Consider the following 11,118-nt stretch of genomic DNA (forward strand, 5'->3'; position numbering starts at 1 on the left):
GGTCCGCCGTACCGCCCGTCAGAGGCGGTGCCGCTCCAGCAGCAGCCCGGCGCGGTCCAGCTCGCCGAACGGCAGCGCCGGGCGGGCCGGCGCGGTGGTCCGGGCGTCCGGACCCGCGACGCCCGCCCAGCGCAGCAGCGCGGCGGTGGCGGCCGCGGACTGGTCGGCGCTCAGCGCGGCGATCTTCGCGCCGTGGTTGGCGCCCGGCGCGGTGTAGACGTACGAGTCCTCGCTTCCCCGGCCGAGGGTGAACCGCTCGGCGCCCCACGGGTCGTTCTGGCCGTAGACGAACAGGATCCGCTCGGCGGAGTGCCGCACCCAGCCGTCGATGTCCCGCATGGCCGACGGGTCGAACCGCATCGGGATCGACCTCGGCACGTAGGTGCGGGGCGCGTACAGCTCCTTGGTGCTGTAGTGCAGCAGGCCTTTGAGGTGCGAGACGTCGAAGTTCGGGGAGCCCAGCTGGGTGCCCGCCTGGTAGTAGTACGGCGTGTAGGCGGCCAGCGACTGGTCACTGCTGGAGTCGATCCCCGAGTGGGTGTCCAGCCAGCCGTACAGCTGGTCGTCGGTGGCGGTCACGGGCGGGACCGCGGCGCAGTCCGCCTCGGTGCTGTACTGCCAGAACCCCCAGACCACGTCCAGCACGCCCAGCTCGTACCCCCGGTCGGCGCTGCCGACGGTGGTGAAGGTGTTGCCCGCGGCGGCGTTGTCCGCGGCGTAGCGGGGCTCCAGCGTGGCGCGGCGGACCAGCAGTTCGCGCTGGGCGGCGTCGAGTGCGGAGCGGCACTGCGCGGTGCCGACGTGGTCGAAGAAGCGGCTGTACGCGGAGTCCTCGCGGTCGTCCACGTCGTTCGGGGCGACGTACGCCACGGTGCCCGCCACGTCGTCCGGATAGAACCGGCGGTGGTAGACCGAGGACATGCCGCCCTTGCTGGCACCGGTGGAGATCCACTTCTGGCCGTACAGCGGCTTCAGCGCCGTGATGATGGCGTGCGTGTCGGCGGCCGCCTGCTCGATACCGGCCTTCGACCAGTCGGCGGGCTCGGGGCGGGACGGCGTGAAGTAGCGGTACTCGATGGAGACCTGGTTGCCGTCTACCAGCCGGGTGGGCTCGGTGCGCGAAGGCGTGGTCCCGAGCGTGTACCCGTTGGTGTAGAGCACGGTCGGGCGGTCCTCGCCCCGGTGCAGCACGCTCAGCCGCTGCTGGAAGGTGCCCAGCCAGGGCCGCCGGTGGTCCACCGGCTGGGTGTAGGTGAGCAGGAAGTACCGGTAGCCGGGGGCGGGCTTCTCCTCGGTGACGGTCATCCCGGGGATCGCCGCCAGGCGGTCGCGGATGTCGCCGTCGGCCGGCGCCTGGGCCAGCGCGGGTACGGCGAGCCCGAGAGCCAGCAGCGGTATCAGGAGGGCGGCGGTGAGCAGTCTTCTGAGCGTGGTGCGCATCGACTCTCCGTAACGTGAACGGCGATGGACGGTGGTGGGGATCGGACCGGAGGCCGGCCGGGACCGCCCCAAAGCTGTCGCGGACATGACCAACTGTCAAGGGTGCACCCAGCCGCGCGGGCCGCCACGCCACCCGAAGACCGGCGGGGACCACCCCTCTCCCCTTACCGTGGCACGCATGAGTGATCGTCAGACTGCCGGGACGCGCTTCGGCCGGGCCGACTACCTCGGCGCCGCGGGCGCCTTCGCCGTCTGCATGGCCGGGACGACGCTCCCCACCCCGCTGTACGGCCTCTACCAGGAGGAACTCGGCTTCTCCGAACTCACCGTCACACTGGTCTTCGCCGTCTACGCCTTCGGGGTGATCGGCGTCCTGCTGCTGGCCGGGAACGCCTCCGACACCGTCGGCCGCCGCCCGGTCCTGCTAGCCGGACTCGGCTTCGCCGCACTCAGCGCCCTGTGCTTCCTGCTGGAGGGCGGACTGCCGCTGCTCTACCTCGGACGGCTGATGTCCGGGCTGTCCGCCGGCCTGTTCACCGGCGCCGCCACCGCGTACGTGATGGAGCTGGCACCGCCGGGACGCACGGCCAGGGCCGCCTTCGCCGCCCGACCCCGGCGGCCGAGCCTGGCCCCGTGGTCGGCGCGATCGTCTTCTCCGCGTTCCTGTTCTCCACCTTCGGCCAGCTGCTGGCCGGCCGGCTCGGAGTCACCAAGGCGCTGCCGGCCGGCTGTCTGACCCTCATCGCCGGACTCGCACTGCTGGCCCTCTCACTGGCCACCGAGACCCCCGCCCCGCTGCTGCTCAGCGCCCTGGTCGGCGGCTTCGGCCAGGGGCCGGCGTTCCGCGGGTCGGTCGCCGCCGTCGCCGGCGCCGCACCCGTCGACCAGCGCGCCGGCGCGATCTCCACCCTCTTCGTGGTCGCCTACACCGGCATCTCGATCCCCGTCATCGGCGTCGGCCTGCTCACCGAACCGCTCGGCCTCGCCGACGCGGGCCTGGTCTTCATCGCCGTCATGGCCGTGCTCGCCGCGTCCGCCGCCGTCTACCTGCTGCGCAGCCCGGCCGGCACGGGCGCCGGCACCAACGCCGGCGCCGACGCCGCTCGCCGGTGAACGGGCGGCGCCACCCCGCTCCTGCTGCGACGGCCCTCGCCGGGGGCGCGGCGCGTCGGCGGTGGCGGCAGCCGGTAGCCTCCCGGCCATGACCGACGACGTTGCTCTCTGGGACCGGCTCGCCGCCCTGCTGCCGGAGGCCGAGGCCCGGCAGGTGCGGGACTGCTGGAACATCGGGGAACAGGAGGCGGGGCTCGGCCTGCTGGTCTCCGGGGTCCTGACCCATAGCAGCGGCACCGGTGACCTGCGTTCGTGAGGGCGGTGGGCCGTGACGCCGACACGGGGAGGTCACTCGGTCTTGTCAGCGGGCGGGTGAGATGACGGCGGTGCGGTCGAACGGGCCACCATGTGAGGCGGCGTACGTGGCGGCGTCGTTGACGGCATCGAGGCCGAACGGCCGGACCCTTCGGGGGCGAGGTCCAAGGTGCCCGAGGCGAGGAGCCGGATGATGCCGGCGTTCGCCGTACGCGGGGGATCCCGGTTGGTCGTCGGCGCATGGCACCGCGCTCGTGTGGGCGGGAGTCGCGGCGCCCGCCGTGCCGGACGACGGAGTGCTGCGGCGTTCCTGGAGGGCCGACGGCCTGTGACACATCGCAGGATGCGGCCGGGGAGTCGAACGATCACGGTGGAGGTCGGTGTCGCCGGGTGACAGGGGGCGTATCCAGACGGCGGTCGCCGGCCGCTACTTGAACCGCGCCTTCGACGATGAGTTGACGCGGCAAGGGCCGGGCCGGCCGATCGCCGACCGGGTCGCAGGCTAGAAGAGGCCCGCGCGCCTGTGCTGTGGGAGGCCGTCGAGGAGTTCGCGCAGCCACGGCTTGCGGACGGCCGGCAGCCGGACGAGGGTGTGCCGGAACACTTCCGGGTCGGCCCGGAACAGGCGACCGGGGAGCAGCGGGAGCGTGTCGAAGTCGTCACGGAGGACGCCGCCAGGGAGGTTGCCCGACGCGGGAACGGGCAAGTCCGGCTCGGGGGAGACCATCCACAGCCACACCCCGAACGGCAGTGGCACCGGGTACGCCGTCGGGTCGGCCGGGGCCCAGGTCTCCCCCGTCTGCGGATGGGTCGGCACGAGGAGGATGTCGGTACCCCTGTGGGGAGAAGGCTGTCCCGGGCCGGCCAGGGCGGCGCGCCGCGCCGGCGGCCCCGCGGGCAGCAGGGTGTCGAGCGCGCGTCGGAACACCTCTCCGACGAGCCGTCCGGGACGATCACCGGTCGGCCCTCCGAGGCCACCAGCAGGTGGGCGAGCGCCCTGCCGGCCGCCGCCTCCCACTGCGGGCTCCACGACCACCAGTAGTTCGACCAGTGCCCCGCCCCCGCTCGCGACCCCCATGCGGCGATGGGCTCGAAGGGGGGTGTGCCCTTCCCTTTCGCCATCAGGTCCGTCCAGGAGAGCGGTGCGGCGTCGGCGCCATCGACAGGGACGCGGCGCACGGCGTTCGGGGCGAGCCACATCGCCTGCCAGAGCGAGCAGTCGTCGATCCGGCTCGCCACGGGCAGGGCACACTCCGCGCAGGCCACGTTGGGGCCGTCGGCCCCGTCAAGGCCGCAGCAGTAGCCGCCTCCGCGATTCTCCGGGATCAGCACGGTTCGGCGGCCGTCGCCGGGGGCGATGACGATCGCGCCCGGCGCGCCGTCGGACAGGGCATGGACCGGCGCGTAGACACCGCGGGCGGCCGCCTCGTCCGGATGGATCTCCTCCCACGTGCGCCACGGCGGTCCCCAGGGCTCCGGGTCCGTGGCGAAGGTGCCCGACTCCATGAGCACCGGGAGCTGAATCCCGTTCCCGTACTTCTGATGCGCGTGGACCGGCAGGCCTACTTGGGACGGCGGAGTGGTCAGCTCAGCGCCGCACCCCGCGCACACGAAAACGAACAAATGTCCTCCGTCGTGGGAAACGGGGGCATCATCGCAAGTCCGCTGCAGCCAGCCAATCGGTTTCCAGGACGGCCCCAGGCGCGGCCGCCCGTCACTCGGCGTGTGCAGCTCACGGAAGTTGAGCCAGCATCCGCTGTCGCTACCTGCTGCACGACTTCGCCGCCTGGCATTCTGCAACAGATGATCTTGACCGACTGCCGAACGATCCTGACGACACGGGACGTCGCCCACCTTCGCACTGTGCGTCCTTGCCATCCGGGGCTCCTGGGCGGGGGTGGGCCCTGCGCACGACCGGCGCGGAGTGCGCCCTGCTCGTAGTGGCGCTGTCGGTGCGTCATGCCACCATCCCGATTGTGGTTGCTCACCTGAACGATGTGGAGTGGTCCGGGCTGTTCCACGCCGGGGGACCCGCCTGCGACACACCGCGTCACCTCGCGGCGCTCCGCGGCAATGACGCGAGGGCTTTCGCCGTTGGGTACTCGCACCTGTGGTCGACGACGCTTCGTCGCGAGGGCAGGGCCTGGCCTGCGACGGCGCCGACCGCGCTGATCGTCGTCGAGCTCCTGGACGATCCGTTGCTGGGACCCGACGATCCTTCGCTGCGGGACGCGATGCTCGTCCACCTGTACGCGGTCGGCATCGCTGCCGACCTCGGCGACCATGCCGCGGAGCTCCGCGCGCGGGTCGGGGAGCGTACGCCGGAGCTGCGGTCCTGGACCGATGATTATCTGTCGGCCGACGTCAACGGCCGGTCCCGGATGTGGCAGGACGGCACGGGCCTCGGCGAACTTGCGCTCGATCAGGCGGCGCTGGCCTGCTTCGACCTGGTGCCCACGCTCTTGCGGCGGACGTTGCCGTACCTCGCCTCGAAACGGGCCAGGCGCAGGACGTGTGCGGCCGCGGCCATCGGGTCACTGGCCGGCCATCCGTCGGCAATGACGCAGCATTCGGCGCTGTTGGAGCAGTTGATGTCGGTGGCCCGGGCCGCGGAAACCCCGTACGACCTCGGGACGATCCTGGTGGCCATCGGCCACCTCGGCGGCGACACGCGCCCCTGGCTCACCGACCCGCACGAGGGCGTTCGCGGCTGTGCCGCTCTGGCGCCCGACCTTGGAGGCGACGACACGGCGGACCGCGTGCTGCTGGAGCTGGCGCGATCTCCTCGCGCGTTCGGCGAGTCCTTCGGCGACATGGCTCCACCCCTGCAGTTTCAGTTCGAGCCGTATCAGGGCCTGCTCGCGCCCGGACCACTCCGGCGGGTCGGCGGCGCCGGGAGGACTGCTCCGGGTGGCCCGTCCTGACACGCGGATCGGCGGCACGTCCGCAGCACCGGTTCATCAGCGGGCTGTGAGGGTGGGTCTCCGGGCGTCTGGACGGCCACCGCTGGACGGCGAGAAGCTGCTCGCCGGACGGCCTGCAGCGAGAAGGTTTCAGCCCTCGTCGAAGCCGCGGAAGGTCCCTGATGCATCAGCAGCGTCGGCGAAATCCGCGAAGTCCATGTTGGCGATGCTGAGGTTGGCCGAGACGTCAGGAAACCACCGAGCGGGAACCCTGAAGGTCCGGCCGGGCTCGTCCGAGAGGTCCACGGCCAGGAGCGGGTGACCCGGCTCGTTCATCGTGGCTGCGTCCGCCAGAAACAGGTGGACGATCTGCTCGTCCTCGTCCGCAGCAGCCTCTTCGGCCATCAAGGCCTGGACATCCACGCCGGCAAAGCGTGGCTCGCCGACACACGTGGCGTGGGGGTACTCGTCGGCCCCGTCGAGTGCGGCCCGAAGCGCGTCCCAGGATCCCTCGTCACCGAAGTCGGTACGCAGGACCAGCGAGGTCAGATCATCGGGCTGAGGCAGCGGCATCTCGTGATCCTCTCACCTGACACTGACATCGGCCGTCACCGGACAGGCGCCACCGCACCACCGGAACTCATCAAGCAACCGGCGATCCCGAACGCCAGGCGGCGACCGGCGACCGGCGGCTACCCGCCGGCCGCGCGGAGCTGTTCGCGGCCGATCAGGGCGACCGCGCGGCCGTCCAGGAGGACCACCGCCGCGTCGTGTTCCGTGCCGAGCGCCAGGGCGGCCTCCGAGAGCGGCGTGCCGATGCCGACGGTCGGCAGTGGTGCTCCGAGCAGGCCGGTCAAGGGGTCCTCGGGGTGGGCCAGGCCTGCCGCGAGTGCCGATTCGACGGCGGCCGCCGCGATCGAGCCGACCACCTCGGTGCCACCGATCCCCAACTGCCGTCCCTCGCGGGCCGCGACCACCGGCGCCACGCCGCCCGGTACGCCGCGCAGCACCTCCAGGGCGGTCGCGAGGTCGGCACCGGCGGGCACCGCGGGCAGCGGACCGGGCGGCCCTGGCGGTACGGATCCGCCCTCCAGGGCGGCCCGTACGGTCGGCTCGGTGTCCTCGGGGGTGCGCGGCTCCTCCAGGAAGCCCCACTGCCGCAGCCAGTCGTCGCTGTACAGCTTGGAGAGGTACGAGCGGCCGGAGTCCGGGAGCAGGACCACCACCAGGTCGTCCGAGCCGAGGCCGCGCGCCACCCGCAGTGCGGCGGCGACGGCAGTGCCCGAGGACGGCCCGGCGAGCAGCCCCTCCTCGCGGGCCAGCCGGCGGGCGGTCAGCAGGGACTCGCGGTCCGGGATGCGTTCGAAGCGGTCCACCACGTCCCGGTGGAAGGACTGCGGCCAGAGGTCCTCGGTGGTCTCCGGGTGGACGAAGTGGCCGATGCTCTCGACGAAGTACGGGCTGCCGTCGCCGCCCGAGTAGACCGACGCCTCGGGGTCGGCGCCGACCACCGTGACCGCTCCCCCGGAGACCTGCTTGAGGTACGAGCCGGTGCCGCTGATGGTGCCGCCGGTGCCGACCCCCGCCACGAAGTGCGTCACCCGGCCGCCGGTCTGCGCCCAGATCTCCGGGCCGGTGGTGCGGACGTGCGCCTGCGGGTTGGCCGGATTGTCGTACTGGTTGGCCAGCCAGGCGCCCGGGATCTCCGCCGCCAGCCGCCGGACCACGTTGAACAGGTGCTCGGGGTGCTGGCGCGGCAGGGCGGCCGGGGCCACCACGACCTCGGCGCCGTACGCCCGCAGGATGTCCGCCTTCTCCGGGGAGGAACGGTCCGACACCCCGACGATCACCCGGTAGCCACGGCGGCGGCCGACGACGGCCAGCCCGATCCCGGTGTTCCCCGAGGTCGCCTCGATGATGGTGCCGCCGGGGCGCAGCTCGCCGTCGCGCTCGGCCGCGAGCACCATCGACAGCGCCGCGCGGTCCTTGACGCTGCCGCCCACCCCGAGGAACTCCGCCTTGGCGTAGATCGGCGCGGCGATCCCCTCGCCGAGCCGGGAGAGCCGGAACATCGGGGTGTCCCCGATCGCGTCGGCCACCGATGCGTGGACCGCGGCCGCCAACTCGCGCGCGGCGCCCGCTGGTTCGTGGTCCACGGCTGCCGATTCGTCGACCGCCATGGCGGCCCCCTTCCGAACGGGTGGCGGATGTCGGCGAGTTCGGGGACCGCCCCCGCCCGCGCCGGGCCTTCCGGCCCGCTGCGCCGCCTCCGTGCAGCCTCCACCAGGCCGGCGGCCCGGCGCAAGTGGCCGATCTTCGGGTCGACCGTACGCAGAGCGCGGTGCGCCGGTGGACCGACGGTCCACCGGCGCACTACTGCTGACCGGGCGTCGAGCCCCGGCCCGGCCGCGGCCGGGCGGACGGGGTCAGGACAGCTGGCCGCCGTAGTCCGGCAGCTTGAAGGTCCGCTCGGCGTGGCCGCCCACCAGGTCGGTGGTGTTGTTGCCGATGTTGGCCACGATGGTGTAGCCGCTCTGCTCGATCTCGGCGCGCTTGGCGGTCTTGAAGGCGGACGTCTCCTGGAACAGGTCGAGGAACGAGCGGCCGTAGAGGCCGTCCACCGGGTAGCCGACCGAGGTCAGGTTGTACCGGGTGATGCAGTCGATGAACCCCGGGCGGGCGGTGACGAAGAAGACCTTCGTGCCACGGGCGTTGGCGGACTTGACCACGTTCAGTACGGCCTGGACCGCGGGGGTCGGCAGGCCGAAGTTGTAGTCGGTCTCCAGCGAGGTGTTGTCGATGTCCAGCACGATCGCCGGGTGCTCGCCCGCCTTGGCCGGCACTCTCGTCCGCAGGTAGGAGTCGGCCTGGTCGGCGACCGCCTGGACGTCCTTGAGCCAGGTCGCGTACGGCACGTTGGGCTTGCCGAGCGCGGGCGCGGCGGCCACGGCGGGCGCGACGGCCGGAACGGCCTCGGGGGCCTTCGCGGGCTGCGCGGCGCCGGCCGGGGTGGCGGCGGCGAGGGCGACCGCCGTGCCGATGACGGCCACCGTGCCGAGGGCCCGGGTGCGGCGAAGTGGTGCGGTCATGTGCATGCTCCTTCAAGTTGGGGACCGGAGCAGCATGGGGCATCAGGGTTACCCACGGGTAGCCATCGGACCAAGATTTCTTCCCGCCGCCCGCGCGACTCGGCCACACTCCGCCACACTCCCGGCCGGACCGCGGCCGGACCCGCTCGGTCGGGTGAACTCCCCATCCCCGTCGGCGTGTCCGGCGCCGACCGGGCGCGGGCCACGGTGAGGCTCGGTCACAGTCCCGCCACCGCAGCGCGCCGGAAGGGGACCCGCCCGATCCGTACAGGAGCCGCCGATGTCCGCCGAGGAGAACAAGCGCCTGGTCCGCCGCTTCTACCGGGAGATCGACGAGGGCAACCTCGACGCGATGGACGAGTTGGTCGCCGAGGACTACGTCGACCACTCCCCTCCCCCGTTCCCGCTGCCGCTGCCGCCCGGCCGCGAGGGCCTCAAAGCGGCCTTCCGGCTGTTCCGCGGGGCCACCCCGGGCACGCACCGGATCGAGGACCAGATCGCCGAAGGCGACAAGGTGGTAACCCGCCTGACGGCCCGTGGCGAGCAGACGGGCGACCTGCCGGGCATCCCGGCCGGGAACAGCCCCCGGCCGCTGGAGATGACGGCCACGGTCATCCACCGGATCGAGAACGGCCGGCTCGCGGAGAAGTGGTCCGACAAGGACCTGCTGCGCTTCCTCCAGCAACTCCAGGTCCTCCCACCCCTGGACGACCCCCCGGACTGACCGGCTGCCCGGCCGCGGGCGCTCAGCTGTAGCCGCGTCGCGGCCGGGCCGGACCGGCGCACGGGAGTGTGCGCGTCTCGCCGCTCCCCGCCGGATCGAGCACCCGCCGGTCTGGTCCCTCCCGCGACGTGCAGCTGCTGCACGCGCGGCGTCGGACGGCTCACCGTCCGAGGATCCGCCGGAGCCAGCGGGTGCGGGCGTCGAGGGCGTCCCGGCTGACGGCCGCCTGCGGGGCGAAGGTGTCGAAGCCGTGGAAGGCGCCCGGCCAGACGTGCAGTTCGGCCTCACCGCCCGCCCGCCAGATCGCGTCGGCGTACGCCACGGTCTCGTCCCGGAAGGTCTCGGCCGACCCGGCCTCCAGGTACGCCGGGGGCAGCCCGCCCAACTCGGTGGCACGGGCGGGCGCCGCGTACGGCGGCAGGTCGGCCGCGCCGCGACGGTCCCCCAGTACGGCCTGCCACGCGGTCGCGTTGGAGGTGCGGTCCCAGGTGTCGTGGCCGGCCATCTGGTGGCCGGAGACGGTGTCGTTGCGGTCGTCGAGCATCGGGCTCAGCAGCAGTTGGCCGGCCGGGACCGGCCCGCCGCGGTCGCGGGTCAGCAGGGCGAGCGCTGCGGCGAGTCCGCCACCCGCACTCTTGCCCGCGACCACGATCCGTTCCGCGTCCAGGCCCAGGGCGGACGCCTGCTCCGCCACCCGCACCAGCCCGGCGTAGCAGTCCTCCACCGCACCCGGGTACCGGGTCCCCGGCGCCAGCCGATACTCGACCGACACCACCGCCAGCCCGAGCGGCAGGGCCAGGTCGCGGAGCAGCCGAGGGAGCACGGACCGGGCGTTGCCCATCACCATGCCGCCGCCGTGCAGGTAGTACAGCAGCGGCAGCGGCCCGCCCTGCCCGGCGGGCCGCGCGCCGACCAGCCCGACCTGCCCGCCGTCCCCGTTCCCGGGCGCGCTCAGCTCCGTGACCTCGAACCGCCCGCCGTCCGCCAGCTCGTCGAGCGTGGGCCTCGGCCGCGCCGCGGCGTCGCGCCGCTGAAGCTCCGCCAGACCCTGCGGGGTGACCGGCTCCCGTGCCCGCCCACCGAGGGCCGCCAACACGGCGCCCAACTCCGGGTCTAGGTGCGGCGCGGACCACGCCCCCTGCCCGCCCTCAGAACTCATCACGAGACCCCCTCCGCCCCACATCACCTGACGGTATCGCGGCCCGCCGACCCGGGGGGTCATCCCCGCAGGCGGCCCGCCCGGACCTGCCACACCAGCGCGGCGAGGAGTGCGGCAAGTCCGGCGGCCCAATCGGCGACGCCGGCCGCCGCCGACTCGTTCACGTGCCCTCCGTTGCCCTCCGGCGCGGGCAGGCCCGCGGTGGCCACGGGCGGCAGGATCAGCAGGGTCACCCCGGCGACGGCCAGCGCCGCGCGGCCCGCGCCCTCCCACCGCCGGGCCCGTTCCGCGGCAGCGGCGGCCGCCGCTACCACCAGGGCGCCGACGACGGCCGGCAGCACCGTGTACGTCAGCCACTCCGACATCAACGGACCCCAGTACCAGTCGGGCTCGGGCCTCGGCAGGTCGAAGTAGTACCCGGTCGCCGGCTGTGGC

8 protein-coding genes and 4 pseudogenes are annotated in these 11,118 nt (G+C 73.3%); 4 read left to right on the forward strand and 8 right to left on the reverse strand.

Annotated features, from left to right (window positions below):
- Window positions 1–18: 18 nt before the first annotated feature.
- Complete coding sequence (locus AA75_RS29100) at window positions 19–1,440, reverse strand: S28 family serine protease (RefSeq protein WP_033823263.1); 1,422 nt, start codon at window positions 1,438–1,440, stop codon at window positions 19–21.
- 256 nt (window positions 1,441–1,696) lie between these two features.
- Here AA75_RS29100 and AA75_RS29105 point away from each other — a divergent pair.
- Both AA75_RS29105 and AA75_RS49905 read left to right on the forward strand, forming a co-directional pair.
- Window positions 1,697–2,553 (forward strand): annotated as a pseudogene (locus AA75_RS29105) (MFS transporter).
- An 88-nt stretch (window positions 2,554–2,641) separates the two neighbouring features.
- Window positions 2,642–2,809, forward strand: coding sequence for a hypothetical protein (locus AA75_RS49905; protein ID WP_158515579.1), 168 nt, complete (start codon window positions 2,642–2,644; stop codon window positions 2,807–2,809).
- Between the two features lie 45 nt (window positions 2,810–2,854).
- Here the strand turns inward: AA75_RS49905 and AA75_RS52525 are convergent.
- Window positions 2,855–3,024, reverse strand: a pseudogene (locus tag AA75_RS52525) (alcohol dehydrogenase); the annotation flags it as partial.
- Window positions 3,025–3,310: 286 nt separating this feature from the next.
- Window positions 3,311–4,431, reverse strand: a pseudogene (locus AA75_RS29110) (hypothetical protein).
- A 317-nt stretch (window positions 4,432–4,748) separates the two neighbouring features.
- Here AA75_RS29110 and AA75_RS29115 point away from each other — a divergent pair.
- A complete protein-coding gene (locus AA75_RS29115; protein ID WP_033823264.1) occupies window positions 4,749–5,732 on the forward strand; it encodes a hypothetical protein in 984 nt (327 codons plus the stop codon).
- 129 nt (window positions 5,733–5,861) lie between these two features.
- On the opposite strand, the gene AA75_RS29120 is transcribed toward AA75_RS29115, so the two are convergent.
- The 3 genes from AA75_RS29120 to AA75_RS29130 all read right to left on the reverse strand — a co-directional run bounded on the left by AA75_RS29120 (window position 5,862) and on the right by AA75_RS29130 (window position 8,800).
- Entirely contained in the window at window positions 5,862–6,284 is a 423-nt protein-coding gene (locus tag AA75_RS29120) for a hypothetical protein (RefSeq protein ID WP_051813651.1), read from the reverse strand.
- A gap of 119 nt (window positions 6,285–6,403) precedes the next feature.
- Window positions 6,404–7,891, reverse strand: a complete 1,488-nt coding sequence (locus AA75_RS29125; RefSeq protein WP_082526898.1) for a pyridoxal-phosphate dependent enzyme — start codon at window positions 7,889–7,891, stop codon at window positions 6,404–6,406.
- A 246-nt stretch (window positions 7,892–8,137) separates the two neighbouring features.
- Window positions 8,138–8,800 carry an HAD family acid phosphatase gene (locus AA75_RS29130; RefSeq protein ID WP_149038439.1) on the reverse strand — a complete coding sequence of 221 codons (663 nt, stop codon included), beginning with the start codon at window positions 8,798–8,800 and terminating at the stop codon, window positions 8,138–8,140.
- 280 nt (window positions 8,801–9,080) lie between these two features.
- Between AA75_RS29130 and AA75_RS29135 the strand changes: the two genes are divergently transcribed.
- Window positions 9,081–9,524 (forward strand): ester cyclase, encoded by a 444-nt coding sequence (locus AA75_RS29135; RefSeq protein ID WP_033823266.1) that lies wholly within the window; start codon window positions 9,081–9,083, stop codon window positions 9,522–9,524.
- A gap of 160 nt (window positions 9,525–9,684) precedes the next feature.
- On the opposite strand, the gene AA75_RS29140 is transcribed toward AA75_RS29135, so the two are convergent.
- Together AA75_RS29140 and AA75_RS49910 are read right to left on the reverse strand one after the other, a co-directional pair.
- Complete coding sequence (locus AA75_RS29140; RefSeq protein ID WP_051813653.1) at window positions 9,685–10,683, reverse strand: alpha/beta hydrolase; 999 nt, start codon at window positions 10,681–10,683, stop codon at window positions 9,685–9,687.
- 59 nt (window positions 10,684–10,742) lie between these two features.
- Window positions 10,743–11,118 (reverse strand): annotated as a pseudogene (locus AA75_RS49910) (hypothetical protein); the annotation flags it as partial.

It is taken from the genome of Kitasatospora sp. MBT63 (assembly GCF_000710465.2).
In the GTDB taxonomy this organism is placed as follows: Bacteria; Actinomycetota; Actinomycetes; order Streptomycetales; family Streptomycetaceae; genus Kitasatospora.